31 protein-coding genes are annotated in these 25253 nt (G+C 58.9%); 30 read left to right on the top strand and 1 reads right to left on the bottom strand.

From position 1 onward, the window contains the following. The 25 genes from VJ162_RS09895 to VJ162_RS09775 all read left to right on the top strand — a co-directional run bounded on the left by VJ162_RS09895 (position 1) and on the right by VJ162_RS09775 (position 16797). Positions 1–723 carry a 50S ribosomal protein L2 gene (locus VJ162_RS09895; protein WP_324663946.1) on the top strand — a complete coding sequence of 241 codons (723 nt, stop codon included), beginning with the start codon at positions 1–3 and terminating at the stop codon, positions 721–723. Next, positions 720–1142 (top strand): 30S ribosomal protein S19, encoded by a 423-nt coding sequence (locus VJ162_RS09890; RefSeq protein WP_324663945.1) that lies wholly within the window; start codon positions 720–722, stop codon positions 1140–1142. The genes VJ162_RS09895 and VJ162_RS09890 overlap by 4 nt, the downstream gene beginning before the upstream one ends. 1 nt (position 1143) lies before the next feature. Beyond that, positions 1144–1605, top strand: coding sequence for a 50S ribosomal protein L22 (locus VJ162_RS09885; RefSeq protein WP_324663944.1), 462 nt, complete (start codon positions 1144–1146; stop codon positions 1603–1605). Next, a complete protein-coding gene (locus VJ162_RS09880) occupies positions 1605–2516 on the top strand; it encodes a 30S ribosomal protein S3 (RefSeq protein ID WP_324663943.1) in 912 nt (303 codons plus the stop codon). Before VJ162_RS09885 ends, VJ162_RS09880 begins: the two co-directional genes overlap by 1 nt. Further along, positions 2516–2734 carry a 50S ribosomal protein L29 gene (gene rpmC / locus VJ162_RS09875; protein WP_324663942.1) on the top strand — a complete coding sequence of 73 codons (219 nt, stop codon included), beginning with the start codon at positions 2516–2518 and terminating at the stop codon, positions 2732–2734. The genes VJ162_RS09880 and rpmC overlap by 1 nt, the downstream gene beginning before the upstream one ends. Next, positions 2734–3018, top strand: a complete 285-nt coding sequence (locus tag VJ162_RS09870; protein WP_324663941.1) for a ribonuclease P protein component 1 — start codon at positions 2734–2736, stop codon at positions 3016–3018. The genes rpmC and VJ162_RS09870 overlap by 1 nt, the downstream gene beginning before the upstream one ends. After that, positions 3009–3335, top strand: coding sequence for a 30S ribosomal protein S17 (locus VJ162_RS09865; protein ID WP_262180529.1), 327 nt, complete (start codon positions 3009–3011; stop codon positions 3333–3335). The genes VJ162_RS09870 and VJ162_RS09865 overlap by 10 nt, the downstream gene beginning before the upstream one ends. Next, positions 3335–3733 (top strand): 50S ribosomal protein L14, encoded by a 399-nt coding sequence (locus VJ162_RS09860; RefSeq protein ID WP_262180531.1) that lies wholly within the window; start codon positions 3335–3337, stop codon positions 3731–3733. The genes VJ162_RS09865 and VJ162_RS09860 overlap by 1 nt, the downstream gene beginning before the upstream one ends. A 4-nt stretch (positions 3734–3737) precedes the next feature. After that, positions 3738–4100 (top strand): 50S ribosomal protein L24, encoded by a 363-nt coding sequence (rplX, locus tag VJ162_RS09855; RefSeq protein WP_324663940.1) that lies wholly within the window; start codon positions 3738–3740, stop codon positions 4098–4100. After that, positions 4097–4807 carry a 30S ribosomal protein S4e gene (locus VJ162_RS09850; protein ID WP_324663939.1) on the top strand — a complete coding sequence of 237 codons (711 nt, stop codon included), beginning with the start codon at positions 4097–4099 and terminating at the stop codon, positions 4805–4807. Before rplX ends, VJ162_RS09850 begins: the two co-directional genes overlap by 4 nt. Then, positions 4800–5330 carry a 50S ribosomal protein L5 gene (locus VJ162_RS09845; protein ID WP_324663938.1) on the top strand — a complete coding sequence of 177 codons (531 nt, stop codon included), beginning with the start codon at positions 4800–4802 and terminating at the stop codon, positions 5328–5330. Before VJ162_RS09850 ends, VJ162_RS09845 begins: the two co-directional genes overlap by 8 nt. After that, positions 5327–5494, top strand: a complete 168-nt coding sequence (locus tag VJ162_RS09840) for a 30S ribosomal protein S14 (protein ID WP_324663937.1) — start codon at positions 5327–5329, stop codon at positions 5492–5494. Before VJ162_RS09845 ends, VJ162_RS09840 begins: the two co-directional genes overlap by 4 nt. A gap of 2 nt (positions 5495–5496) precedes the next feature. Further along, positions 5497–5889, top strand: a complete 393-nt coding sequence (locus VJ162_RS09835; RefSeq protein WP_262180541.1) for a 30S ribosomal protein S8 — start codon at positions 5497–5499, stop codon at positions 5887–5889. 2 nt (positions 5890–5891) lie between these two features. Next, a complete protein-coding gene (locus tag VJ162_RS09830) occupies positions 5892–6428 on the top strand; it encodes a 50S ribosomal protein L6 (RefSeq protein WP_324663936.1) in 537 nt (178 codons plus the stop codon). Further along, entirely contained in the window at positions 6428–7129 is a 702-nt protein-coding gene (locus tag VJ162_RS09825) for a 50S ribosomal protein L32e (RefSeq protein ID WP_324663935.1), read from the top strand. The genes VJ162_RS09830 and VJ162_RS09825 overlap by 1 nt, the downstream gene beginning before the upstream one ends. After that, on the top strand, positions 7129–7578 hold the full coding sequence (locus VJ162_RS09820; protein ID WP_324663934.1) for a 50S ribosomal protein L19e: 450 nt from the start codon (positions 7129–7131) through the stop codon (positions 7576–7578). Before VJ162_RS09825 ends, VJ162_RS09820 begins: the two co-directional genes overlap by 1 nt. Further along, the gene (locus VJ162_RS09815) at positions 7578–8141 is read left to right on the top strand and encodes a 50S ribosomal protein L18 (RefSeq protein WP_324663933.1); all 564 of its coding nucleotides are present in this window, start codon (positions 7578–7580) and stop codon (positions 8139–8141) included. The genes VJ162_RS09820 and VJ162_RS09815 overlap by 1 nt, the downstream gene beginning before the upstream one ends. Continuing rightward, positions 8138–8776, top strand: coding sequence for a 30S ribosomal protein S5 (locus VJ162_RS09810; protein WP_324663932.1), 639 nt, complete (start codon positions 8138–8140; stop codon positions 8774–8776). Before VJ162_RS09815 ends, VJ162_RS09810 begins: the two co-directional genes overlap by 4 nt. After that, positions 8776–9240, top strand: coding sequence for a 50S ribosomal protein L30 (rpmD, locus tag VJ162_RS09805; protein ID WP_324663931.1), 465 nt, complete (start codon positions 8776–8778; stop codon positions 9238–9240). Before VJ162_RS09810 ends, rpmD begins: the two co-directional genes overlap by 1 nt. Continuing rightward, positions 9240–9734, top strand: coding sequence for an uL15m family ribosomal protein (locus VJ162_RS09800; protein ID WP_324663930.1), 495 nt, complete (start codon positions 9240–9242; stop codon positions 9732–9734). Before rpmD ends, VJ162_RS09800 begins: the two co-directional genes overlap by 1 nt. A gap of 9 nt (positions 9735–9743) precedes the next feature. Beyond that, a complete protein-coding gene (secY, locus tag VJ162_RS09795; protein ID WP_324663929.1) occupies positions 9744–11219 on the top strand; it encodes a preprotein translocase subunit SecY in 1476 nt (491 codons plus the stop codon). Positions 11220–11309: 90 nt separating this feature from the next. Further along, on the top strand, positions 11310–12932 hold the full coding sequence (locus tag VJ162_RS09790; RefSeq protein ID WP_324663928.1) for a DUF7845 domain-containing protein: 1623 nt from the start codon (positions 11310–11312) through the stop codon (positions 12930–12932). A 276-nt stretch (positions 12933–13208) separates the two neighbouring features. Then, positions 13209–13988: a hypothetical protein gene (locus VJ162_RS09785; RefSeq protein ID WP_324663927.1), complete on the top strand. Its 780-nt coding sequence runs from the start codon at positions 13209–13211 to the stop codon at positions 13986–13988. Next, positions 13985–16228 carry a DEAD/DEAH box helicase gene (locus VJ162_RS09780; protein WP_324663926.1) on the top strand — a complete coding sequence of 748 codons (2244 nt, stop codon included), beginning with the start codon at positions 13985–13987 and terminating at the stop codon, positions 16226–16228. Before VJ162_RS09785 ends, VJ162_RS09780 begins: the two co-directional genes overlap by 4 nt. 107 nt (positions 16229–16335) lie before the next feature. After that, entirely contained in the window at positions 16336–16797 is a 462-nt protein-coding gene (locus tag VJ162_RS09775) for a hypothetical protein (protein WP_324663925.1), read from the top strand. Positions 16798–16923: 126 nt separating this feature from the next. Here the strand turns inward: VJ162_RS09775 and VJ162_RS09770 are convergent, their stop codons facing one another. Further along, positions 16924–17865, bottom strand: a complete 942-nt coding sequence (locus tag VJ162_RS09770) for a hypothetical protein (RefSeq protein WP_324663924.1) — start codon at positions 17863–17865, stop codon at positions 16924–16926. Between the two features lie 328 nt (positions 17866–18193). Here VJ162_RS09770 and VJ162_RS09765 point away from each other — a divergent pair, with 328 nt between their 5' ends. The 5 genes from VJ162_RS09765 to VJ162_RS18485 are packed head-to-tail and all read left to right on the top strand — an operon-like array spanning position 18194 to position 25049. After that, positions 18194–19756, top strand: a complete 1563-nt coding sequence (locus VJ162_RS09765) for a class I SAM-dependent DNA methyltransferase (RefSeq protein WP_324663923.1) — start codon at positions 18194–18196, stop codon at positions 19754–19756. Beyond that, on the top strand, positions 19753–21021 hold the full coding sequence (locus VJ162_RS09760; protein ID WP_324663922.1) for a restriction endonuclease subunit S: 1269 nt from the start codon (positions 19753–19755) through the stop codon (positions 21019–21021). Before VJ162_RS09765 ends, VJ162_RS09760 begins: the two co-directional genes overlap by 4 nt. A gap of 1 nt (position 21022) precedes the next feature. Beyond that, on the top strand, positions 21023–24037 hold the full coding sequence (locus tag VJ162_RS09755) for a type I restriction endonuclease subunit R (RefSeq protein ID WP_324663921.1): 3015 nt from the start codon (positions 21023–21025) through the stop codon (positions 24035–24037). After that, positions 24034–24765: a M48 family metallopeptidase gene (locus VJ162_RS09750; RefSeq protein ID WP_324663920.1), complete on the top strand. Its 732-nt coding sequence runs from the start codon at positions 24034–24036 to the stop codon at positions 24763–24765. Before VJ162_RS09755 ends, VJ162_RS09750 begins: the two co-directional genes overlap by 4 nt. Beyond that, a complete protein-coding gene (locus VJ162_RS18485) occupies positions 24729–25049 on the top strand; it encodes a CopG family ribbon-helix-helix protein (RefSeq protein ID WP_407066852.1) in 321 nt (106 codons plus the stop codon). The genes VJ162_RS09750 and VJ162_RS18485 overlap by 37 nt, the downstream gene beginning before the upstream one ends. Positions 25050–25253 lie beyond the last annotated feature (204 nt).

Here is a 25253-nt window from a genome sequence, read left to right as displayed (position 1 = left end):
ATGGGACGACGAATTCAGGGACAACGACGCGGTCGCGGGACGTCCACGTTCCGGGCGCCCTCGCACCGCTACAAGGCGGACCTTCAGCACCGGAAAGTCGAAGACGGCGACGTTATCTCCGGGACCGTGGTCGACATCGAACACGACCCGGCCCGCTCGGCGCCCATCGCGGCCGTCGAGTTCGAAGACGACGACCACCGCCTCGTGCTCGCGCCGGAAGGCGTGGGCGTGGGCGACGAACTGCAGGTCGGCGTCAGCGCCGAGATCGCCCCCGGGAACACGCTCCCACTCGCGGAGATCCCCGAGGGGGTTCCGGTGTGTAACGTCGAGTCCAGCCCCGGTGACGGTGGCCGCTTTGCCCGTTCCTCGGGCGTCAACGCCACGCTGCTCACCCACGACCGCAATGTTGCGGTCGTGAAGCTCCCCTCCGGGGAGATGAAGCGACTGGACCCGCAGTGTCGCGCGACCATCGGCGTCGTCGCCGGTGGCGGCCGGACGGACAAGCCGTTCGTCAAGGCCGGCAACAAGCATCACAAGATGAAAGCCCGCGGGACGAAGTACCCACGCGTCCGTGGTGTCGCGATGAACGCCGTCGACCACCCCTTCGGTGGCGGCGGCCGACAGCACCCGGGCAAGCCAAAGTCCATCTCCCGCAACGCACCGCCGGGCCGCAAAGTCGGGGACATCGCCTCGAAGCGGACCGGTCGAGGTGGTAACGAATGAGTTCGGAATACCAGATCGGCCACGAGGGGGACTTCACCTTCCGGGGCCACACGCTCGACGAGCTGCAGGACATGGAGCTCGAAGAAGTCGCGGAACTGCTCCCCGCTCGCCAGCGGCGAAGTATCAAGCGCGGTCTGACCGAGGAAAAGCAGAAGCTCCTCGAAAAGGCCCGCGACGCCGAGGAGGAGGCGACGGCCAACAACCCAATCCGGACGCACCTGCGCGACATGCCGGTGCTGCCGGTGATGGTGAACCTCACCTTCGCCGTCCACAACGGTCAGGAGTTCGAGCGCGTGCGAGTCGAGCCGGAGATGCTCGGCCACTACCTCGGTGAGTTCCAGCTCACCCGCAGCTCGGTCGAACACGGTCAGGCCGGTATCGGGGCGACACGCTCCTCGAAATTCGTACCGCTCAAATAATATGGGAATCAGCTACTCAGTCGACGCCGACCCGGACACCACCGCGAAAGCGATGCTTCGGGAGCGGCAGATGAGCTTCAAGCACAGCAAGGCTATCGCCCGCGAGATCAAGGGCAAGACGGCCGGCGAGGCCGTCGAGTTCCTCGATAGCGTTATCGCCGGCGACCAGCCGATCGCGTTCAAACAGCACAACTCGGGTGTCGGCCACAAATCGAAAGTCGACGGCTGGGACGCGGGCCGGTTCCCCAAGAAGGCCAGCGAGGCCTTCCAGGACCTGCTCACGAACGCCATCGGCAACGCCGACCACCAGGGCTTCGACGGCGAGGCCATGGAGATCATGCACGTCGCCGCCCACAAGGTCGGCGAGTCGCAGGGTCGCAAACCGCGCGCGATGGGCCGGGCCTCCGCCTGGAACACGCCACAGGTCGACGTCGAACTCGTCTTAGAGGAGGTCGAAGGCTAATGGCCGACGAACAGCAGTTCATCGAGGACGGGCTTCAGCGGACCCAGATCGACGAGTTCTTCGCAGAGGAACTCGGTCGCGCCGGCTACGGCGGCATGGACGTCGCCAAGACCCCGATGGGCACGCAGATCGTCCTCAAAGCCGAAAAGCCAGGGATGGTCATCGGCAAGGGCGGGAAGAACATCCGGAAGATCACGACGGAACTCGAGGAGCGGTTCGACCTCGACGACCCGCAGATCGACGTCCAGGAAGTCGAGGAGCCGGACCTCAACGCCCGCATCGTCGCGGACCGCCTGGGCAACGCCCTCGAACGTGGCTGGTACTTCCGCAAGGCCGGCCACACCACCATCGACCGCATCATGGAGTCGGGCGCACTCGGTGCCGAGATCGTCCTCTCCGGGAAGGTCACCGGTGCCCGCTCGCGCGTCGAGAAGTTCAACCGCGGCTACATCAAGCACAACGGCGAACCCGCCGAGGACATCGTCGACAGCGGCGTCGGCGTCGCGGTGATGAAGCTGGGCACCATCGGTGTCCAGGTGCGTATCATCCCGCCGGAGGCGGAGCTGCCCGACGACTTCGAGGTCTACGACGACGTCGAGGTCGAGGACTACGTCGCCGACACGGACGGGGAAAGCGTCGAGGAACTCCTCGAAGGCGAACCCGAAGAGGCCACCGAGGCCGAGGAAGCGGCCGACGAGGCCACCGAGGCCGACGCGGACGAGGCCGCTCCCGACGAAGAGGTCATCGAGGAAGAGGTCGACATCCCCACTGACGACGACGTGGAAGAGGTCGACGTCGACGAACTCGAAGAGGCCGTCGACGAGGAACTCGACGAGGAGACCGAGGCCGAAGCGGAGGAGCTCATGGACGAGATGGACGACGAGTCCGACGAAGAGGAGGCTGAGGAGTAATGGCCGTCCTCCACGTCCAGGAGATCCGCGACATGACCCCCGCCGAGCGAGAGGCGGAGCTCGAGGACCTCAAGACGGAGCTGCTCAACGCTCGCGCCACGCTGGCGGCGGGCGGCGCCCCGGACAACCCGGGTCGCATCAAGGAACTGAAGAAGGCCATCGCCCGAATCAAGACGATTCAGGGCGAAGAAGGCGACCTCCAGACGGAGGACGAATAATGCCACTGACACCCGAGACGCTCACACGACACGAACTCGTCGGCCTCGACGTCGAGGTCGTCGCGGCGTCCAACCCGGACGCGGTCGGCATCAGCGGTTCGGTCGTCATGGAGACGACCCAGCTGCTGACGGTAGAGCGAGACGCTCGGGTGTGGCACGTGCCGAAGGACAGCGCGACGTTCGCCTTCGACGTGGACGGACAGACCGTCCGCGTCGAGGGCGACCGACTCGTCGCCCGTCCCGCTCGACGCACAGCGAACGCAGGTGAATCCAAATGGCGCTAGGACTGAACGTACAGGAACCGGAGACGGCCTGTTCCGACCAGAACTGCCCCTTCCACGGAGAGCTCTCCGTGCGCGGGCAGACACTGGAAGGAGAGGTCGCCTCCACTGACATGGAGAAGACCGTCGTCGTCGAACGCGAGTACGACGTGAAGGTGCCCAAATACGACCGCTTCATGAAGCGGCGGAGCCGCGTCCCGGCTCACGCACCGGACTGTCTCGACCTCGCGGTCGGTGACACGGTCACGATAGCAGAGTGTCGACCGCTCTCGAAAACGAAGAGCCACGTCGTTGTGGCTATCGAGGACGGTGAGCAATAATGGAGGCGCTCAACGCCGACGTCACCCAGGGCCTGGAGAAAGGCTCGCTGATCACGTGTGCCGACAACACCGGCGCACGCCAGCTAAAAGTCATCTCCGTCCACGGCTACTCGGGGACGAAAAACCGCCATCCGAAGGCGGGGCTGGGCGACAAGATCACGGTCTCGGTCACCAAGGGGACGCCCGAAATGCGTCGCCAGGTGCTCGAAGCCGTCGTCGTCCGCCAGCGCAAACCGATCCGCCGTCCCGACGGCACCCGCGTCAAGTTCGAAGACAACGCGGCCGTCATCGTGGACGAGAACGAGGACCCGCGCGGGACCGAGCTGAAAGGCCCCATCTCGCGGGAAGTCGCGGAACGGTTCGGGAGTGTCGCCTCCGCAGCGACGATGATCGTATAGAACCATGACAACGCAACCAGACAAACAGCGAAAGAGCGACCGAGACGCTCCGCTGCACGAGCGACACAAGCAGGTGCGGGCCACGCTGTCGGCCGACCTCCGCGAGGAGTACGGCCAGCGCAACGTCCGCGTCAACGCCGGGGACACCGTCGAGGTGCTCCGTGGCGACTACGCCGGCGAGGACGGCGAAGTCCTCACCGTCGACCTCACGGATGCCGTCATCCACGTGGAAGACGTCACCCTAGAGACCACCGACGGCGAGGAAGTCCCTCGCCCGCTCGACACCTCGAACGTCCGGGTCACAGACCTGAACCTCGAGGACGAGCTTCGAGAGGAGCGTCTCGAATCGGAGGATGATTCCGCATGAGCAAGCATCAGAAGCGACTGTCGGTGCCAAACAGCTGGCCCGTCGAGCGCAAGACGGCAACGTTTACGGTCAAGGCCGGCGCCGGCCCGCACGGTGAGTCGGGGGTCCCCCTCCTCATCGTCCTGCGGGACGTGCTGGGCTACGCCGACAACCGCAAGGAAGCGCGCTACGCGCTCAACGAGGACAACGTCCTCATCAACGGGAAGGCCGTCTCCGACGAGGAACGGCCCGTCGGGATGTTCGACATCATGGCCTTCACCGAGCGCGAGGAGTACTACCGCGTCTTCCCCGGCGAGGGCGGACGGCTGGCGCTGACGGCCATCGAGGCCGACGCCGCCGAGTCCAAGCTCGGGAAGATCGTCAACAAGACCAACGTCGCCGGCGGCGACGTCCAACTGGGCCTCCACGACGGTGAGACGCTCATCGTCGAGGACGGCGACCAGTACTCGGGCGGCGACTCGATCGTCGTCGACAACGAGACCAGCGAGGTCATCGCCCACTTCGAGTACGAGGAGGGCGCGCTCGTCACAGCCGTCGACGGCGCCCACGCGGGCGAAATCGGCGAGATAGACGAGATTCAGGTCACGCCCGGCTCGGCCCAGAACAACGTTCTGGTGTCCCAGGAGGGCGACGACGGCGGCTTCGAGACGGTCGAGGAGTACGTCGTCGTCATCGACGAGAACTTCACGGGTGATGACGATGAGTAGTGACACTGACTCGGCCGACTTCCACGAGATGCGCGAGCCGAGCGTCGAGAAGGTCGTCGTCCATATGGGCATCGGCCACGGTGGCCAGGACCTGGCCAACGCCGAGGACATCATCACCGAGATTACGGGTCAGAGCCCGGTTCGGACGCGAGCGAAGCGGACCGTCGGCGAGTTCGACATCCGCCAGGGCGACCCCATCGGCGCGAAGGTCACCCTGCGTGGCGACGACGCCGAGGCGTTCCTCGAAACTGCGCTGCCTCTCGCCGAACTGGCTTCGGGCCAGTTCGACGACACCGGCAACTTCAGTTTCGGTATCGAGGAACACACCGAGTTCCCGAGCCAGGAGTACGACCCGAGTATCGGAATCTACGGGCTGGACGTGACGGTCAACCTCGTCCGCCCCGGCTACCGCGTCGCCAAGCGGGACAAGGCGTCCCGCTCGATTCCCTCGAACCACCGACTCAACCCGGACGATGCGGTCGCCTTTATCGAGTCGACTTTCGACGTTGAGGTGAGCGAATGAGCGAAAGTGAAACCCAACAGGCCGAAGACGAGCGTACGGGCCAGCTCGAGTCCTGTCAGCGCTGCGGGCGCGAGCAGGGACTCGTCGGCAAGTACGACATCTGGCTGTGTCGCCAGTGCTTCCGGGAGATCTCCCGGGGCATGGGCTTTAGGAAGTACAGCTAACAATGACAGGAAACGACCCATTCGCCAACGCACTGTCGGCACTCAACAACGCCGAGAGCGTCGGGCATCTGGAGCAGACGGTATCGCCCGCCTCGAACGAGATCGGTAGCGTACTCGAGGTCTTCTACGACCGCGGGTACATCGACGGGTTCACATTCGTCGACGACGGCAAAGCCGGTGAGTTCGAGGTCGAACTGAAAGGAGCCATCAACGAGTGTGGTCCGGTCAAGCCCCGCTATTCGGCGGGCGCAGACGAGTTCGAGAAGTGGGAGAAGCGGTTCCTCCCCGCCCGTGACTACGGGACTCTCGTCGTGACGACCAGCCACGGAGTCATGAGCCACTACGAGGCTCGTGAGGAAGGCGTCGGTGGCCAAGTAATCGCGTACGTGTACTAACAATGCCACGAGTAGAACTGGAGATTCCGGAGGACGTGTCCGTCTCCCAGGACCATCTCGACCTCACGGTCGAGGGTCCCAACGGGACGGTCACACGTCGGCTCTGGTATCCCGACATCGACGTCACAGTCGCGGACGACGTCGTCGCGGTCGAGTCCGACGAGGACGACGCCAAGACGATGTCGACCATCGGGACCTTCGAGAGCCACATAGAGAACATGTTCCACGGCGTCGTCGAGGGGTGGGAGTACGAGATGGAAGTCTTCTACTCTCACTTCCCGATGCAGGTCGACGTCAACGGTGACGAGGTCGTCATCGAGAACTTCCTCGGCGAGAAGGCCGCCCGTCGGACCACCGTTCACGGTGACACCGACGTGTCGGTCGACGGCGAGGAGCTGACCGTGACCGGCCCCGACATCGAGGCCGTCGGCCAGACCGCCGCGGACATCGAACAGCTCACACGCATCAACGACAAGGACGTGCGTGTGTTCCAAGACGGGGTGTACATCACCCAGAAGCCGTCCCGAGGTGACGCCTGATGGCGGACGACGAGTACGCCGAACTCACCGACATCAGCGGCGTCGGCGACGCGAAAGCCGATGCCCTCCGCGAGGCGGGCTTCGAGACGGTCGAGGACATCCGCGCTGCCGACCAGTCGGAACTGGCCGAGGCCAACGGCGTCGGCAACGCGCTGGCCGCCCGAATCAAGGCCGACGTCGGCGGTCTCGAAGTCGAGACCGAGACCGAGGCCGAGGTCGAAGAGGAAGGCGAAGACGAGGCCGCAGACGAGGACGTGGAGACGGAGCTCCAGCCCCGCGGGCTCGCCGACAAGACGCCCGACCTCGACGACGAGACGGCCCGACTGCTGGCCCAGCGACACCGCGTCGGCGGCCCGCAGTTCAACCGACAGGACCACCACAAGAAAAAGCGCGTTTCGACGTCCTGGCGCAAGCCACGCGGCGACCTCTCGAAACAGCGCCGCGGTATCAAGGGCAAGGGAGCCACCGTCGAGGCCGGCTTCCGAACGCCCAAGGCTGCCCGTGGCAAACACCCCTCGGGCTTCGAGGAAGTCCGTGTCCACAACACGGACGACCTGGAGGGCGTCGACGGCGACGTCGAGGCCGTCCGCATCGCCTCGAAGGTCGGCGCCCGCAAGCGCGAGCGCATCGAGGAGGAAGCCGAGGACGCGGGTATCCGCGTGCTAAACCCCACCTACGTCGAAGTCGAGGTGAACGAGTAATGACGGATCTGTCCGCACAGAAGCGACTCGCATCGGACATCCTCGACGTCGGGAAGAACCGCGTCTGGTTCAACCCCGACCGCCAGGGTGACATCGCCGACGCCATCACTCGCGAGGACGTTCGCGAGCTGGTCGAGGAGGGTGCCATCACGGCCAAAGACAAGAAGGGCAACTCCCGCGGTCGCGCACGCGAGCGCCAGGAGAAGCAGGCCTACGGCCACCAGAAGGGAGCCGGTTCCCGGAAGGGCAAGGCCGGGGCCCGACAGAACGAGAAGGAGAACTGGGCGTCCCGCATTCGCGCACAGCGAAAGAAGCTGCGCGAGCTGCGCGACGACGGCACACTCTCGACATCGCAGTACCGCGACCTGTACGATCAGGCCGGCGGTGGCGAGTTCGACAGTGTCGCCGACCTACAACGTTACATCGACGCAAACCACGGTGACGAATAATGGCGACAGGACCACGATACAAGGTGCCGATGCGGCGACGCCGCGAGGCCCGAACGGATTACCATCAGCGGTTGCGCCTGCTGAAATCCGGCAAGCCCCGCCTTGTCGCTCGAAAGAGCAACAAGCACACCAGGGCGCAGCTGGTGACTCTCGGACCTGACGGCGACCGCACGCTTGCGGCAGCACAGTCGGGCGACCTCGAGGAGTACGGCTGGGAGGCGCCGACGGGCAACATGCCCGCGGCCTACCTCACCGGGCTGCTCGCCGGGCTTCGCGCGCTGGACGCTGGCGTCGAGGAAGCGGTGCTCGACATCGGCCTTAACACCCCGACCCCCGGAAGCAAAGTGTTCGCAATACAGGAAGGCGCTATCGACGCCGGCCTCGAAGTTCCCCACAACGACGACGTACTCGCCGACTGGCAGCGCACGCGCGGTAGCCACATCGCCGAGTACGCCGAGATGCTGGACGAACCGCTGTACAGCGGGGACTTCGACGCTGCAGACCTCCCGGAGCATTTCGACGAGATTCGGGAGACACTACTGGAAGGTGACATCGAACTATGAGTGCCAATAACGGCTGGGAACCCCGCACACGCCTCGGCAAGCAGGTTGTCGAGGGCGAAATCGACTCCATGCAGGAGGCGCTGAACTCGGGGCTTCCCCTGAAAGAATCGGAAGTCGTCGACCAGCTCGTTCCCGACCTGGAAGACGAAGTGCTGGACATCAACATGGTCCAGCGGATGACCGACTCCGGCCGGCGCGTGAAGTTCCGCTGTGTCGTCGCAGTCGGCAACCGCGACGGGCTGGTCGGCTACGCCGAAGGGCGCGACGACCAGGTCGGCGGTGCCATCCAGAAGGCCATCGACGTGGCCAAGCTGAACATCATCGACGTCTCCCGTGGCTGTGGGTCCTGGGAGTGTGGCTGTGGCCGTCCGCACACGGTCGCGCTGCGCACCGAGGGCAAGGCCGGAAGCGTCGAAGTCGAGCTCCAGCCCGCCCCGCGCGGGCTGGGCCTTGCCGGCGGGGAGACCGTCCGCAAGGTGCTCGAACTCGCCGGCATTGAGGACATCTGGACCCGCTCGTCGGGTAACACGCGCACCACGGTCAACTTCGCGAAGGCCACCTTCAACGCCCTGCAGAACACGGCCGAGGCCCGCGTCCCCGAGCGTACCTTCGAGAAGCGCGAGGTGATCGAGTGATGCAAGCACTCGTCCAGATTCGTGGCGACGTGAACATGGATACGGACATCCACGACACGCTGAAGATGCTGAACATCCACCACGTCAACCACTGTACGTTCGTCCCGGACACGGACGCGTACAACGGGATGGTGTCGAAGGTCAACGACTTCGTCGCCTTCGGCGAACCCAGCCAGGAGACCGTCGAGCTACTCATCGAGACGCGCGCCGAGCCCGCCGAGGGCGACGCCGACGTCGACGACGAGTGGGTCGCCGACAACACCGACTATGACGACATCGAGAGCCTGGCGTGGGCTCTCATCTCCGAGGAGACGACGCTGCAAGAGCAGGGTCTCTCCCCGACACTCCGTCTGCACCCGCCACGGGGCGGCCACGACGGCATCAAACACCCGACCAAGGAGGGCGGTGAACTCGGGCGACACGACACCGAGGGCATCGACGCGCTCCTGGAGGCGATGCGATAATGACGAGCAAGAAACGACGACAGCGTGGGTCGCGCACGCACGGTGGCGGCTCGCACAAGAACCGACGCGGCGCCGGACACCGCGGTGGTCGCGGGGCCGCCGGCCGCGACAAGCACGAGTTCCACAACCACGAGCCGCTGGGCAAGAGCGGGTTCAAGCGCCCCGAACAGTCCCAGGAAGAGGTCGCGACGGTCGACGTCCGCGAGCTCGACGAGAACGCCGTGCTGTACGCGGCCGACGGGCTCGCCGAGGAGGCCGGCGACGGCTACATCATCGACGCCCGCGAGGTCGTCGACGAGGCCGAGGACGCCGATCTGGTGAAGGTGCTCGGTGCGGGACAGGTCCGCAACGAACTCACCCTCATCGCCGACGACTTCTCGGCCGGCGCGGTCGAGAAGGTCGAAGACGCGGGCGGCACCACAAAGTTGACCGAGTTCGGTGAGGAACGGCAGGCAGATGCCGACACCGACGACGAATCGGACGACGAGGAATAAGAGTAAACAATGAGCTGGAAGGACACCGCCGAACCACTGCTCGTGCGGATGCCGGCAGTCCGCCGTCCGGAAGGACACGTCCCGTTCAAGCGGAAACTCGCGTGGACGGGTGGCGTGTTGATACTGTATTTCTTCCTGACGAACGTGAAGCTGTTCGGCCTCGACATCGACGCGAGCCAGCAGGTCTTCGGTCGATTCGGGTCGATTCTGGCCTCGGGCCAGGGGAGTATCATGCAGCTGGGTATCGGGCCCATCGTCACCGCGTCCATCGTGTTGCAGTTGCTCGGTGGGGCCAACCTGCTCGGATTGAACACGCAGGACGACCCGCGGGACCAGATACTCTACCAGGGGCTCCAGAAGCTGCTGGTGATCGTGATGATCTGCCTGACGGGGCTCCCGATGGTCTTTGCGGCGAACTTCCTGCCGCCGGACACGGCCATCGCCCAGTCGCTGGGTATCGGGACGACCGGCGTGCAGGCGCTCATCTTCGCCCAGATGTTCGTCGGCGGTGTCCTCATCCTGTTCATGGACGAGGTCATCTCCAAGTGGGGCGTCGGCTCCGGTATCGGGCTGTTCATCGTCGCCGGCGTCAGCCAGCGACTGCTGGGCGGCCTGCTTTCGACCCCCTTCATCGGCAACCAGAACGGTATCATCTACACGTGGTACCTGTTCATCACGGGCCAGCAGGCGACGGGCTCGCTGTTTACGGCGTCGGGTATCCAGACGCTGTTCCTCTCGCCCGGTGGCGGCCGACTGCTCGCGCTGATAACGACCGTGCTCATCTTCGCGGTCGTCGTCTACGCGGAGTCGGTCCGTGTCGAGATTCCGCTCTCGAACGCGCGGGTGAAGGGCGCGCGCGGCCGCTTCCCCGTGAAGCTCATCTACGCCAGCGTCCTGCCGATGATCCTCGTCCGCGCGCTCCAGGCCAACATCCAGTTCCTGGGGCGCATCCTCGACCAGCAGGTCGCGAACCTACCGGGCTTTCTCGGCACCTACAACAATGCCGGGCAGCCGGTGGGCGGGCTGTTCTACTACCTGGCGCCCATCCAGTCACCCGGTGACTGGATGTGGTTCCTGGACGCGACGACGAACCCCGTCTGGCAGATCCTCGTCCGTATCGGCGTGGACCTCACCTTCATGCTGGTCGGCGGGGCCATCTTCGCGGTCTTCTGGGTCGAGACAACCGACATGGGTCCGGAAGCCACCGCGAAGCAGATCCACAACTCCGGGATGCAGATCCCCGGCTTCCGCCAGAACGTCGGCGTCATCGAGAAGGTGCTCGAACGCTACATCCCGCAGGTCACCGTCATCGGCGGTGCCCTCGTCGGACTGCTTGCCGTCATGGCCAACATGATGGGCACTATCGGGAACGTCTCCGGGACGGGGCTGCTGCTTACGGTCTCTATCACGTACAAGCTGTACGAGGAGATCGCCGAGGAGCAGCTCATGGAGATGCACCCGATGATGCGCCAGATGTTCGGATAGAACCGCCGAATATCTACACTTCTTTATTTTATCAACTGCTGGTGAGCGGCTGCTCTGTCTTCAACCTTCCTTCGTTAGGGGGTGGTCGGCGTGAGCCATATCGCGACTGCTCCGCACGAGTGCGAGGGCAATCTTATCTTCACCGAGCACGGCCTGAGCCCGTACTGGGTCGTGAGCAAGCTGCTTTTCGACGGATTCGATGGCTACTCTGGAGAGATAGAGACGGCTCTCGCGGGGAGTACCTGGACGGTCAACCTGAAGTACCAGAAAGGTGGTATCGCCCCGCGTCCCGACGATCCTGTCGACGTAGACCGGCTATACGAGTTCCGCATAGGGCTCTATGAGGAAGGCGAAAGCCAGCGGAAGGCAAACTATCTAATTCAGCCCCGCTTCACCGGGATGAAGCACTACGAAACGGGCGACCGTATCAGCAGCCCATTTGACCACGCGAGTAACGCCGAGGGCGTCAACATTCACTTTAGCGGGTCGAACTTTGAGCCGAAAGAGTACTACCAGCTACTGCCCCAGGTGCTCAGCGTTCTCGCGAACGAGGGGGGGATGCGCGTCAACTCCGACTATTTCGCCACGCAACCCCACGAAATGAGCAACATCACGACCTTCGAGCGCTACGTTCGACTCCGGCGGTCGATGAGCCCCAAAGTGGTCGGACAGTCGGGTATCATGCAACGGTATCTCCACCTCTGTGCTACCGAAGAGGGGAGCCGGTTCGAGTACAAGGTCGACAACGAGGAGATTGTCGGAAAGAACCACCGGGCCGTTCTCCCAAAACAAGACGCCAAGCGACTGATATCCGGCCACCAGTACGGCAAGCAAGTCAAGCACTACCACCCCAAGCACGTCCGGAAGAAAGACGAGACGGATCCGCTCTTCCATCCCAAGATCGGCGTGCTCGTGAAGAAGTCGCTGAATAATGGAAACGCCATCAAGTGGGCACAGAAGGAGGAACTCCGGCGGGAGATTGAGGAGGCACTAATCAACACCCTCTATTGGGCCGACGTTCCGACGAGAGCGGATCCCACTACCTTCGTCCCGGACCACCACTTCGCCGTTAAGCCTGCCCAGTCGCCCGTGAGTTTCGAGCAGGACCCGACCCCGGAGATGGAGGCACAGCAAGAAGCACTGCTTGTCACCCAGATGCGGGACCTCTGTGACAGCGACGTAGCCGTCCTTGAGACGCTCGTGACTGACGGGGGGAAGCAACACCCCGAAGGGATAGCCGAGACGACTGAGTACGGTGTCAGCACGATCTACCGGGCCCTCGACCGACTAGACGGATTGATCCGTAACGAGAACGCGACAGTTACCTTTGCCACCAAGAAGATCGAACAGGAGATTGCGGCTATTGTCGAGAAAACCGAGCACCACATCGAGAACGCGGCCGGCCGAGTCGCCAGCCTGCTGGGGATGGAAGCGAGGCAAGCGTCGTCGAGCGCGTGGCAACAGTGGTGCAACAAGTACGCCGCAAAGGTATCAAGAGACGACGAAACCGGAGAGCTGACCCTCCGCATCGATACGATGCTATCCCGACTCAAGAGCACGTCTTGCCCTCGACTGGACGATGTCCTACACGAAGCCATCAAAGCATGGCGCAGGGTCGGCCGGGATCCGCTGGAACTCCGGGGCGCCAACCTGGAATGGCGGAGCAGTGGCGGCTCCTGGAACAGCGGCATAGTCGGCGCTTCCGTGGGCTAACGAGCCGACTGATGAGTGGCAACACTGTCGACCCCGGCGAATACGCGGCAAAATAGGCCTTTTTCTTGAGTTTAGGCGGAGTATTGCTTCGGAGACTGTCGGCAGAGTCGCTACTTCGGCAGTTCTGTATCGGGTACTGGTCCCATTCAGTGGGACAGACCCCTTAGGGAGTGTGCCTAAGGGCACGAGCGAAAAAACATACCCCGCACCGCAGCAGGTTCCAGTTGATCCACTCGAAACGGGGGTTGGTCGGCTGGGCCGTCCGGGAGTTTTATCATGTCCCCTATCGGGATTGTCAGTATATCTATGGGAACGTTAGCACTTGATATCGAAACTGCAAGCCCGTTCGAGGAACCCGACCGCGGAGACAACGATACCCGCTTCTACGAATGGGTTTCTGTTGGGCTGGCCTACAGCGACGACACGCTCAACGAACCGGACACTGCTGTCCTCTTCCGGCGTGGTGGATGGGAAGCGGAGCATACTGCTGACCTATTCCGTAGAATGATTGATTGGTGCGATGGGCGGGATATTGAACGAACGCTGACCTACAACGGTGCCTACTTCGACCTGAAGCACTTGCTCAACTGGGCCGAAGAACTCGACGGGTCCGGGGAACCGTCTAGTCTCATGGCTGATTTGAAGGCATCTTGCCCCAACCATATCGACCTCGCGAAGGCGGCCACAGCACAGCATAAGGACGAACTTCAGGAGGGCCAGCCGATACTTCCTGATTTTATTGCATACGATCTTGAGAATATCGACAACGACAGCGTTTGGTACAATGACTACAATTTTGATAAGGACTACTGGGAGCGGTTAGGGATTGAGGACAAGTTTGTCCAGGGGAGCCATGTCGGCCAAGTTCTCGGAGAAAAATATGTTGAAGGCGTGGTAGCCGGGCTGGAAGAGACCAAGACACACAACGAACTAGAGCGCCTCCTCTACGACTACAGCATCAGCGACATCGCCGACTTGTTCACTCTCTACGATTCGCTCGGTGGTGAGCAGCTGAAGAGTGACTTCCTCTACCCAATCGAGGAAGTCGAGCGATGAGTGACATCCCCGACCTCCCGCCCGAGGACGCCGAGATCGTGGACGAAATAATGAGCGCCCACGACTACGACTCCCTCAAGAAAACCCAGCAACTGGCTTTTGAAGACGGTATATTGGCCCCTGGGAACCATCTCCTCGTCGCCGAAACGGGCAACGGTAAGACCCTTTGTGCCGAGGCGGTCACGAAGAAGCAGCTGGATCAGGGCGGCCGTGTCGCGTATCTGGTGCCGTCGCGCCAGTTGGTCCGAGACAAACGGGAATCGATGCAAGAATGGGGTAGCGACGAGTACCGAATCTACTCGGGACCGAGTGCCTACCAGTCCGGCGATGTGATCGTTGCGACGTTCGACTCGTTCTATCGCGCAATTCTCCAAGACAAAGGCAGCGCTCGCAATCTCGACCTGGTGGTCCTTGACGACTTCCACGAGATCTATGGGGGTTTTCGCGGGCCGGGTATCGAGAAAGCGATCGCCGCCGCGATGTACGAAGGTATCGAGATCTTCTCGATGAGTGCCACCCTGGGGAACCCGCAGGAACTCGCCGACTGGATGGACGCCGATCTTACGGTCAGCCCAGAAGGGCGTGAGATTGAAATCAAGGAAGAGGTCGTCGGTGTTGGCCCCCAGGAGAAGAAGGACGCCCTCACCAATTTCATCCGCTCAGAGCAGGACAAAGCGCCCTTCCTCGTCTTCAACTACGCCAAATCATGGACGGAGTCCCGAGCGGAGGAAGTCGCCAAGACCCGAATATTCGCCGATGCATCCGACCGGAATTTCATGGAGGAAATGGAGCGCAAGAGCCAGGGAGAGATAACCAGTACACTCGAAGACTTGGCCCGGATGATGGACGGTGGGGTGGCTTTCCACCATAGCGACCTGCCCCAGGATGTGAAGGAGTGGATCGTCGACCTCTACGAAGAGGGGGAAATCAAGTGCCTCTTCGCGACGACGACCATCGCCTATGGTTTTGATGCGCCAGTCCAGTCGGTCATCGTCGCCGATATCAAGCGGGGCCCGAACTTCGTCGGGGTATACGAATACGTCCAGTGGATCGGCCGAGCCGCCAGGCCGGGATACGGCTACGACGAGGGCTATGCGTTCACTCTGACCGACGACCCGGAGGAGACGATCGAGCGGTACTTCGAGCCGCACAGGGAGCTGGAGCCGGTGACGACACACATCGAGAACGACGAGCGCTTCCGGTGGTTGCTGCTGGAGTTGGTCACGACCGGCTGGGACACGCCCCACGAGATCGAGGCCTTCGTCAAGGAGATGCTGTATTGGCAGCAGATGAAACAGATCGGTGCCTGGGGCCGAGAACACTCCTCGAAGGACGAACGGCTCAACAGCCGCCTCAGAGAGACCGCTGACTGGCTCTTAGACCTGGATTTCATTACGGAGAAGGACACGGCCCGACAGTTCCAACCGACGCCGCTCGGTGAGGGGACAATCGAGTTTGCCTTCAACTCGTTCAGCAACGCAACGTTGGCGGGTATCCGGAACTTCTACGATTGGCTCGAAGACCTCGGAACCGGGAACCTCACCCGGCTCAATCTCGTCTATCAGACCACCATACTCGCCGACCGAAAAATCGATAGGAACTGTTCTGACGAGCTGGAGGGCCTACTACAGGAGCATGAGCTGCCCGTCGACGAGTACGGAATCACGGCCGGTATTCTCCGATGGTACTGGATCAAGAACCTCGACATCCGGGAGATAGAGCAGCGGACGGGCGTTGACGGCGCCTATATCTCCTCTGATGCACGGCGTGTTGCCGACACGCTGGACGCGACCAAGTATCTCATCGACGCCTCTCCGGAGGTTCACCGCCCGGAGTGGCTGGACATCATGACCTTCCGCATCGAGCGCGGCGTTCGCCGCGACGAGGTCCCGCTTGTCGAGAACGTCAGGGGTCTCGGGCGTCACCGGGTCCGAAAGCTTCGGGAATATCTTAGCCGCCCAGATATTGCCGGTGTTGATGAGATGCCCGACGGATCGCTCTGGGAGCAGCTGACTGCCTTCTACGACGGCTTGGATAACCCTGATTTCTTCGTCGACACACTGAGCGGCAACGTATCCGGTGTCGGGAAACGGACTGCTGACCGGATCGAAGAGTTCGTCAGGGATGGATCGGTCGACGATGAGTATCTGGAGACCGATGACAAAGGTGCCAGTACAGCAAACGAAAGTTCCGGCTCCACCGGGGATTACACCAGAGGGACCAGTCTCGACGACTTTTGAACCTAATCTGTCGGTATCTTATCGGAAAAGGGTAGATGGCTTCGGTAATTGTCTCATAAAATCGACCCCATCAGTATCTATTTATACGGAATCGCTAACACAACATTATGGGCCAGGCCGATGTCAATTGTATTAAATGCGACAAGAATTTTCAGGTTGATACTCGCTACTTCCAGAAATTTGGTGAGGATCCTGTTTGTCGGGACTGCGCAATCCATACCGAATGCCAATCCTGTAGTCGCGGGCTTCGATTGGCACCATCCCGGTATCAGGAGCTTGGTGGTGACCCGGTTATTTGTACTGACTGCGATCAACAACCGAGTGCTCCATCCGCTGCACAGGCACAACAGAGCCGGCCGTCTTCGGCACAGAGTTCGAGCGGTGGATCGTTCTGGACCGGCTTGAGTATCGGCGAAAAAATCGTTTTCCCGGTCCTGTTCGTCGCCTTGGTCGGAATGGCCTATTTAGAACTCTTTGCTAATTTGAATGGTGACGCATTTACCACGCCTATCGCCGGTGTAACGGTTCTGCTCGTCTGGCTCTACCGACGCGGAAGAAAGCACCGTTGAACATTGGCTTCTTTTCCAAGGCGTGATAGAACGAGTTATCTGAGATAGTTCTAGCTTTGACACAATAAGCCTTATACGTTCTATCAATCTATGCTAATATCCTGACTTTCGTGGAAGTTAGGCTATTTACTGGTTTTCCATCCCCTCGCGCTCAACATATACGTCCATATCTTCAGATAGCTCTTCTAATTCCATCATGATTGAATCTTGATAGTGTTTGAGATCACTTTCATCTTTTGATGATAGGTATTTAAGCAGAATCTCTGAAAATTCTAGACGATATTCGAACTTTTCGTTGAGAACATTTTGCATTTCTTCTATCTCCCTAACATCTCCTTGAACATCATTGTTTGCTGCAGCCTTTAGATGACCAATAAAACTTCCTATAATCCCACTATCAATATCTTTCTTTAAATCTTCGTCTTCTATGACTTCATTGAACGTCTTTTTCATGAACTGTACTATTCTTTTGCGATGCGCCAGTCGATACTCGTCAAATTCCCCGGTGTCGACTTTTATGAATGTATCTCCTGCATAAATAACATTCAAATTGGCAAATATATCGGTTTTTTCTTCTGCTCCTTCTTCGATAGTCCGCTCACTCACCTCACCACTCATTAGTACTCGGATTACGTCCTGTCTTAATAATGGAAGGTCACACTCATCTTCTTTTAAATATAAATAAATCCCAAGAGGTACTAATAATAGTGGGACTATTAGCCAGCTCAGTCCTAATCCTACCACTATTGACCAAGCTGCATGAGGACCATATGGCTTGTATTCAAGAGAACCAGAACCTATCCCTTCATAATCTGAGTTGGCAGTTAGTCGACCTTCAACCCGACCAGTTTTTGATCCGACCTCCTCACTTGTGATACTGAAGGAGGTGCTTTGATCGCCGTGAGTCGTATATTTGAAATCTCCGTCTTTCTGAATTTCTTCCAAGCTCCTTTTTAAAGAACGAAAGAACTCTCTTGGATTGATACCACGGTAGTCTCCTTCGGTAAACTTAGTTACTTTTCTAAGGTCTTTTCGGGAATAGTCAAATGATTCGCTATTATCTCGCATATATCATATCCATTTTGATTTATAAAAAGCCTATCGGAAACTTGTACTGAATTGAACTTATATTATCTTAGTATATGATTTTTTGAAGCCACTTATCATATTTGAACCAGTGTTCTGGGTCTATCTACGATATATTTCGACATATTCTCTATATCATTAATATTTTCAACTGATTTGATAAAACTGTAGCGACAGTATGAGAACTGTTTTGTATTCTTTTCCTCTTCCCTACTCGTGTTCCGGTTTCTAGAATAACATCTGGTTCCGGTTCTATCGCAGGACTACGTCGGAAAGGGTTAACCGGCTGGTAGTCTCTTGATGGTACATAATGAGCCACGAGCAGGAGACACTGCCGGGAGCCGACGGCGATTCGACTCTCGACCTCGATACACTGGAGACCCACCTCTGGGAAGCTGCCGATATTCTACGCGGAAGTATCGACTCTGCCGACTACAAGAACTACATTTTCGGTCTGCTCTTTCTGAAGCGGGTCAACGACCGCTTCGAGGAGGAGACCGAGGAGATCGCTGAGGAGCACGGCATCCCCGAGGAGATGGTCGAGGACGACCGCGACCTCCACAAAGAGTTCTGGGTGCCTGAGAGGGCCCGCTGGGACCACATCACTGCCCAGGAGTCCGACATCGGCGCGGCGCTCAACAAGGCCCTGGAGTCGATTGAGGACGAGAACGACGAGATAGCCGACCGAGTGCTCAGCAGCATCGACTACAACGACAAGGACCGGCTCGGCGACCAGGTGCTCGACAAACTCGTCACACACTTCAGCACCCACCGCTACCGGAACGTCGACTTGGAGGACCCCGACATCTTCGGCCGGGCCTACGAGTACCTCATCCGCCAGTTCGCCGACGACGCGGGCAAGAAGGGTGGCGAGTTCTACACGCCCCGCGAGGTCGTCGAGCTAATCGTCGAGTGCGTCGACCCGGAGCCGGGCGATCGCGTCTATGACCCCTGCTGTGGCTCCGGTGGGATGCTCATCTACTCCGCCCAGCACGTCGCCGACAATGGCGGCTCGATGACCGATCTCTCACTCTACGGCCAGGAGCGGAACCTCAACACCTGGGCCATCGGCCAGATGAATATGCTGCTCCACGAGGTGAAAGACGCCCAGATCGCTAAGGGCGACACGATCACCAGCCCGCAGTTTGTCACCCAGCACGACGAACTCGAACAGTTCGATAAGGTGATTGCCAACCCGATGTGGAACCAGAAGGAATGGAGTAAGAACTGGGTACAGGACAATGAGCCGTATGATCGCTTTCCGTATGGGCTCCCGCCATCTAACCGGGGCGATTGGGCCTGGATTCAGCTGATGCTTGCCTCGCTGAACGAGAACGGGAAGATGGGCGTCGTGATGGACAACGGCGTATTGTTCCGTTCGCGGTCTGAGAAGAAAATTCGCAAGCCGATGTTAGAGGACGATCTGATTGAAGCAGTCATCGCATTGCCTGAGAACCTGTTCTACAACACTGGATCGCCTGGATGCATCCTCATTCTCAACAAGGACAAGCCGGAAGAGCGTGAGGGGACAGTCCAATTCATTTATACTGAGGATGAAGAGCTGCGTGAGTCAGGTGTGCAGGTGTATGAGGAGTTATCGAACCAGAACCGCCTCACTGAGGAAGGCGTTGTGCATATTGCAGAGACCTACCGTGAGCGTCGAGAAGAGCCACACCACTCCCGAGTCGTCGACTTGGAAGAAATCGAGGAGAACAATTGGAATCTGAACGTCCCGCGGTACGTGGATACAACGGAGCCCGAGGACCCGATCGATGTAAGTCAGAAGCTCGATGAATTGGAAACACTGGAGACGGAACTCCAAGAGACGGACGAACTATTGTTGACATACTTGGAGGAGATGAACTACCGATGAGCGAGTCAATTGAGAGCGAGGTAAATGAACCTCGTGATGGGTACAAACAGGTCCAGTTAGGACCGAAGGAATTTAGTATTCCAGAAGAGTGGCGAGTTCGGACAGTTGCGGAAGTCACGGAGAACCTTGACAGACAGAGAGAGCCAATAAAATCCTCGAATAGAGAGAACGGTGATGTTCCCTACTATGGCGCAACGGGACAGATAGATTCTGTTTCTGGACATATATTTGATGAAAAGTTAGTACTGATTGGGGAGGATGGAGCTGACTGGTCACCATTTGGTGGGACGGCATATATTATAGAAGGGAAAAGCTGGGTCAACAATCATGTCCATGTTCTAAGAGCAACAGATGTTGTTGAGGAGTACTTAGCTTACTTCTTTGAGTATGTGGATATGCGGCACGTCATTTCTGGAACAAACAGAGGTAAATTAAATCAAGGAGAACTTAATTCATTTCCGGTTCTAACCCCACCAATCCCTGAGCAACAGCGGATTGCTGCTGTGCTCTCGATTTTGACTGAAGAGATAGACCAAACCGAGAGGCTAATTGAGACGGCAGAAGAACTGAAACAGGGTTTTTTCCAAGATATATATTTATCACCTGAGCACGGTGCTACCACCACTAAAAAGCCCAAGAATGTACCGGACAATTGGGATGTAAAAAAGCTTGATGAACTATGCGAAATAGGTGGGGGAAGTACACCAAAAAGATCGAATCCGGAATACTGGAATGGGGACACACCGTGGTGCTCTCCGAAAGAATTTGACAAACGAGGAATCATTGAAGAGACAGAGGATCAGGTTACTCAGGAGGGGATAAATGAAGCCCCACTCACAATATATCCTGCGAATAGCACACTTGTCCCTGTACGTAGTAACGTAATCAAGCGGAGGCTCCCGATCGGCAAGATCACGATCCCGTCAACGATAAATCAGGACCTCAAAGCTCTCGTGCCTGACGAAGAACAAATCGATCCGGAGTATCTATTTCAGGTATTGCATTACAATTCCGAACGAATTCGGCTGACTTGTCGTAAGTCTGGAACTACTATTGATAGTATCGACACGACTGCCCTATCGAAGTACGAAATCATGGTTCCAGAACTGCAAAAACAAAGATATTTTTCTCAAATTCTTTCTACAATAGATAAAAAGATAAAATTGGAGGAACATCACAAACAGAAGCTCGAAGAACTTAGACGTGGCCTAATGCAGGATCTTCTTACTGGCGCGGTACGGACACCAACAGGTCTGCTCGATTAATATGCCAAACGAGTACGAGACGACCGAACAGCCCGCTCTCGACGCTTTCGAGACTCTCCGTTGGGAGGTCGTCGATCGGACGCAAGAGCCATGGGACGATCCAAGAACGAAGCGTTCCGATGTAGTCCTCGAACCCCGACTACGGGCTGCCATCGACCGGCTGAATCCGTGGATTGACGAGAACAATCTGAACAAGGTCGTCCGAGAAATCAAACAGGTTACGGGCCGCAACACGATGCACGAGAACCAGCAGATCCACCAACTACTGGTTCAGCATACCTCCATTGTCCAGGACGAGGGCCACGGCAAGAAGCACCAGACTGTCAAGTTAATCGACTACGAGAATCCCGAGAACAACGACTTCTTCGCTATCAATCAGTTCGGCGTCGAAGGCGATCGGGAGACGATACTGCCGGACATCGTCGCGTTCGTCAATGGGTTGCCGCTGGGTGTGATCGAGTGCAAGGATCCGACAATTGGCCCGCCCGACGGAAACAAGGCCAAATCCGACGCTCTTGACCAGATCACCCGCTACCAGAACCAACGAGACGGAGAAAAAGAAGGCGCTGAAGAGCTATTCCGGTACAACCAGTTCTCGGTTGCGACGTGGTACGAGGGGGCGCTGATGGGCTCCTACGGGACGCCATGGGACCAATACAAGCCGTGGCGGGACGCCTATCCCGTCGACGACGAGTATCTGGAAGACCTCTTCGGACTCGATGGATACGTTCCCGACCAGTACCGGATGATATACGCGCTCTTCGAGCCGGAGCGCCTGCTTGACCAGCTGCGACACTTCACTGTCTTCGAGGAGGACACAGACGGCATCAAGAAGATGGTCGCCCGGTATCAGCAGTATCGGGCGACACACCGGGCCTTGGAGGCTATCCGCGAGCGAGAACGCCGTGAAGCTCCTGGCGGCGTCATCTGGCATACCCAGGGGTCGGGCAAATCGCTCACGATGCTGTTCCTCGGGCTGAAGCTCCGCCGGCAGAAGGACAACCCGACGCTCCTGCTCGTCACCGACCGCCAGGCACTCGATACGCAAATCCATTCGACCTTCGAGCAGTGCGGCTTCCCGAATCCGGTCCAAGCCGACGACAAAGACGAGCTACGGGACGCACTCAAACAGAACGCCGGCCAGACGATTACCACCCTTATCCAGAAGTTCCAGCTGTCGGAAGACGAGTCTCCCGAAGACTATCCCGATGGTTTCCCCGAACTATCGCGGGATGACGACATCTACGTAATGGTCGACGAGGCCCACCGGACCCAGTACAAGCAGCTGGCGAACAATATGCGTACCGCGCTCCCCAACGCCTTCTACGTCGGATTCACTGGGACGCCAATCGAGAAAGAGGAGCGGGACACCCGCCGCACCTTCGGCAACTACATCGACACGTACACCATCGACCAATCGCTCGAAGACAACACCACCGTCGAGATCCTCTATCAGGGCCGTCTGGCCGATGTACATCTTGACGGGGCAGACCTCGACGAAGTCTTCGACGAGGTGTTTGAAGGCTACAGCGAGGCCGAAAAGGCAGAAATCAAGAAGCGCTACGCAAGTGAGCGAGACCTCGCCGAAGCGGAGAATCGGATCGACCGAGTAGCTGAGGACATCGTCGACCACTTCGATAACGACATCGCCCGACCGTTCAAGGGCATGGTCGTCACGACCAGCAAGCGGGCAGCAATCACCTACAAGAACCGGCTCGACGCCCACGACGGCCCCGAGTCGCGGGTCGTCATCTCGAAGGACCACAATGACCCCGAGGATATCAAAGAGATAGCGCCGAGCGACCAGGAACTCCGAGATATCAAGGACTCCTTCACAAGTGAAGGCGAGGACGACGAGGGCAACGTCCAGTTGCTCGTGGTCTGCGATATGCTGCTGACCGGCTTCGACGCGCCGATCGCCCAGGTGATGTATCTCGACAAGCCGCTGAAGGAGCATAACCTCCTGCAAGCGATTGCACGGGTCAACCGACCCTACGAAGACAAGAATCACGGCCTCATCGTCGACTACTACGGCGTCTCGGACGACCTCAAAGAAGCGCTGGCGATGTTCAGCGCCGAGGACGTGGAGCGGGCGATGGTCCCGCTGGAAGACAAGAAGCCGGAACTGGAGGCGGCTCACAACAAGGCCGTCGCCTTCTTCGAGGACCTCGACGACGTGGAGGCGTGTCTTCAGTCGCTTGAGCCGGACGACCGGCGTGTGGAGTTCAACAACGCCTTCAGACGCTTCTCGAAGTTGATGGACATCGTGATGCCCGACCCGATGGCAAACCCGTACCAGGGCGACCTGGAGAGGCTAACGGAGATACACGCCAAAGCGAAGAAGCGGTATCGCGACGACACGATGAACATCGAGGGCTGCGGTGCCAAAGTTCGCGAGCTGATCCACGACCATATCGGCTCGTCCGGGATCGAGGTACTGAACGACGAGCCGGTCTCCGTAATGCAGTCCGAGGAGTTCGACGCGAGAGTTGAAGGCCTAGAAAGCGACGAGGCAAGAGCGAGCGAAATGAGGCACGCGATCAAACACGAACTAAACGTTCGCTATGACGAAGACCCCGTCCAGTACGGTTCCCTCCAGGAGCGGGTAGAGGAATTGATCCAAGAGTACAAACAGAAGCGTCTCACTGACCAGGAGATAATCGACCAGCTCCGCGACGTGATGGACGAAATGCGCTCACGAGACCGTGAGGCCGAAAAAAAGGGCCTCGCCGGCTCGACGGAGCTGTCGTTCTACCACGCTGTTGAGAAGGTCCTCGACAAGGGCGACCGCGATATAGACCAGGGCCAGTTGCTCGAACTGACCCGTGCAACCGTTGCAGCGGTCGAGGAGCACGCCTCTATCGTCGAATGGAAACAGAAGGTCAACGTTCAGAAGGCGATGCGCCGCGACGTTAAGATCCAACTGTACAAGGTTGACGCGGACCTATCCAAAGAAGAGCGTGACGAGCTGACGAATCGGGTCATCAACTTGGCACGGCAGCACTATGGAGCATGAGCAAAAAGTACCATATCGGTCAAACGGTTGTCCCCTACGAAATCCGGTATTCGGAGAACAGGGAGACCTTTCAGCTATCTCTCGATGAGTCGATGGAGTTGGAGGTCAGGGCACCGATTTCGGCGAAGATAGACGAGGTTGAGGCGGTCCTCGACGACCGAAAGGACTGGATCTTGGACAAGCTATACGGTCTTGCTGAGCAGTCCGATACGCCCCGACAGAAAGAGTTCCTCAGTGGTGAGAAGTTGCAGTACCGTGGCCGTCAGTACCGCTTAAACGTCACTGAGGCGGATGTCCCGGAGCCACAGCTTTCGTTTGACGGGAACGAGTTTACCCTCAAACTCCACCGCTTTGACGCTCCTGGTGATAGTGTAAGCATCCGACGGAAGCGGCAGGCAGTCGTTGATTGGTACATCCAGCGAGCCGGTGAAGAGCTACCGGAACGGGTGGACCGCTTCGCTCCAAAATTGGGGACACAGTACGATTCCATAGAAGTCACTGAAATCGATGACCGATGGGGTGAATACGAGAACGGAATCATCCGTTTGAATTGGCGGTTGATACTTTCGCCGGTTCGTATTCAGGACTACGTTATTGTCCACGAATTGGCCCATGAAGTTCATGACCGCCATTCCGATTCGTTTTGGAATACAGTCGGGACGCTTATTCCGGACTACGAGGACCGGCGTGAGTGGTTGCGATTGAATGGGAACACTTTGACCGTCTAGTTTGCCCAATCTATTTACTAGATAACTACATATGTATACCTGTGACTTCGCACGTTTCCTGCCGAGTTCCCGAGGGCCTCGGCGAAAAAGTGGACGAAGCGGCGGCCGAATCTGATGCTACCCGGTCCGATGTTCTCCGCCAAGCACTTCGACAATACATTGATGAGAAGCGAGCTATAGCTGAAGCCGATAATTCACCGGCTGAACAGTCAGATGGTACGCGTAGCGGCTCCTCGTCGTCCTTCCTTCAGACCAGCCCATACGACCCGACGGAGGACTTGTGATTGGCAAGAGGCTGGCCTGTCGTGTGGCCTTCCGGGTGATAGTAACAGCACACCGGAAAGCCGACTATCGAAAAGCTCTGTCCGAGTTAGACGGAGATGTATACGACCCACTCGCCGAGTTCGAATAGCCGGCCAATCATCCCGGTCTCGGATCCCGCACGACGTACTACCATTTCTACCATTAATTCGGATATCTGAGCCGGC

The sequence above is a fragment of the Haloarcula sediminis genome (assembly GCF_035656455.1).
Taxonomy (GTDB): Archaea; Halobacteriota; Halobacteria; order Halobacteriales; family Haloarculaceae; genus Haloarcula; species Haloarcula sediminis.
Note: the sequence above shows the minus strand (reverse complement) of the source record. Positions and strands in the feature narration are given on the sequence as shown.

What these genes read in the sequence shown, in the direction of transcription:
- VJ162_RS09895 (WP_324663946.1), top strand. Translation starts at nt 1, where the DNA reads ATGGGACGACGAATTCAGGGACAACGACGCGGTCGCGGGACGTCCACG.
- VJ162_RS09890 (WP_324663945.1), top strand. Translation starts at nt 720, where the DNA reads ATGAGTTCGGAATACCAGATCGGCCACGAGGGGGACTTCACCTTCCGG.
- VJ162_RS09885 (WP_324663944.1), top strand. Translation starts at nt 1,144, where the DNA reads ATGGGAATCAGCTACTCAGTCGACGCCGACCCGGACACCACCGCGAAA.
- VJ162_RS09880 (WP_324663943.1), top strand. Translation starts at nt 1,605, where the DNA reads ATGGCCGACGAACAGCAGTTCATCGAGGACGGGCTTCAGCGGACCCAG.
- rpmC (WP_324663942.1), top strand. Translation starts at nt 2,516, where the DNA reads ATGGCCGTCCTCCACGTCCAGGAGATCCGCGACATGACCCCCGCCGAG.
- VJ162_RS09870 (WP_324663941.1), top strand. Translation starts at nt 2,734, where the DNA reads ATGCCACTGACACCCGAGACGCTCACACGACACGAACTCGTCGGCCTC.
- VJ162_RS09865 (WP_262180529.1), top strand. Translation starts at nt 3,009, where the DNA reads ATGGCGCTAGGACTGAACGTACAGGAACCGGAGACGGCCTGTTCCGAC.
- VJ162_RS09860 (WP_262180531.1), top strand. Translation starts at nt 3,335, where the DNA reads ATGGAGGCGCTCAACGCCGACGTCACCCAGGGCCTGGAGAAAGGCTCG.
- rplX (WP_324663940.1), top strand. Translation starts at nt 3,738, where the DNA reads ATGACAACGCAACCAGACAAACAGCGAAAGAGCGACCGAGACGCTCCG.
- VJ162_RS09850 (WP_324663939.1), top strand. Translation starts at nt 4,097, where the DNA reads ATGAGCAAGCATCAGAAGCGACTGTCGGTGCCAAACAGCTGGCCCGTC.
- VJ162_RS09845 (WP_324663938.1), top strand. Translation starts at nt 4,800, where the DNA reads ATGAGTAGTGACACTGACTCGGCCGACTTCCACGAGATGCGCGAGCCG.
- VJ162_RS09840 (WP_324663937.1), top strand. Translation starts at nt 5,327, where the DNA reads ATGAGCGAAAGTGAAACCCAACAGGCCGAAGACGAGCGTACGGGCCAG.
- VJ162_RS09835 (WP_262180541.1), top strand. Translation starts at nt 5,497, where the DNA reads ATGACAGGAAACGACCCATTCGCCAACGCACTGTCGGCACTCAACAAC.
- VJ162_RS09830 (WP_324663936.1), top strand. Translation starts at nt 5,892, where the DNA reads ATGCCACGAGTAGAACTGGAGATTCCGGAGGACGTGTCCGTCTCCCAG.
- VJ162_RS09825 (WP_324663935.1), top strand. Translation starts at nt 6,428, where the DNA reads ATGGCGGACGACGAGTACGCCGAACTCACCGACATCAGCGGCGTCGGC.
- VJ162_RS09820 (WP_324663934.1), top strand. Translation starts at nt 7,129, where the DNA reads ATGACGGATCTGTCCGCACAGAAGCGACTCGCATCGGACATCCTCGAC.
- VJ162_RS09815 (WP_324663933.1), top strand. Translation starts at nt 7,578, where the DNA reads ATGGCGACAGGACCACGATACAAGGTGCCGATGCGGCGACGCCGCGAG.
- VJ162_RS09810 (WP_324663932.1), top strand. Translation starts at nt 8,138, where the DNA reads ATGAGTGCCAATAACGGCTGGGAACCCCGCACACGCCTCGGCAAGCAG.
- rpmD (WP_324663931.1), top strand. Translation starts at nt 8,776, where the DNA reads ATGCAAGCACTCGTCCAGATTCGTGGCGACGTGAACATGGATACGGAC.
- VJ162_RS09800 (WP_324663930.1), top strand. Translation starts at nt 9,240, where the DNA reads ATGACGAGCAAGAAACGACGACAGCGTGGGTCGCGCACGCACGGTGGC.
- secY (WP_324663929.1), top strand. Translation starts at nt 9,744, where the DNA reads ATGAGCTGGAAGGACACCGCCGAACCACTGCTCGTGCGGATGCCGGCA.
- VJ162_RS09785 (WP_324663927.1), top strand. Translation starts at nt 13,209, where the DNA reads ATGTCCCCTATCGGGATTGTCAGTATATCTATGGGAACGTTAGCACTT.
- VJ162_RS09780 (WP_324663926.1), top strand. Translation starts at nt 13,985, where the DNA reads ATGAGTGACATCCCCGACCTCCCGCCCGAGGACGCCGAGATCGTGGAC.
- VJ162_RS09775 (WP_324663925.1), top strand. Translation starts at nt 16,336, where the DNA reads ATGGGCCAGGCCGATGTCAATTGTATTAAATGCGACAAGAATTTTCAG.
- VJ162_RS09770 (WP_324663924.1), bottom strand. Translation starts at nt 17,865, where the DNA reads ATGCGAGATAATAGCGAATCATTTGACTATTCCCGAAAAGACCTTAGA.
- VJ162_RS09765 (WP_324663923.1), top strand. Translation starts at nt 18,194, where the DNA reads ATGAGCCACGAGCAGGAGACACTGCCGGGAGCCGACGGCGATTCGACT.
- VJ162_RS09760 (WP_324663922.1), top strand. Translation starts at nt 19,753, where the DNA reads ATGAGCGAGTCAATTGAGAGCGAGGTAAATGAACCTCGTGATGGGTAC.
- VJ162_RS09755 (WP_324663921.1), top strand. Translation starts at nt 21,023, where the DNA reads ATGCCAAACGAGTACGAGACGACCGAACAGCCCGCTCTCGACGCTTTC.
- VJ162_RS09750 (WP_324663920.1), top strand. Translation starts at nt 24,034, where the DNA reads ATGAGCAAAAAGTACCATATCGGTCAAACGGTTGTCCCCTACGAAATC.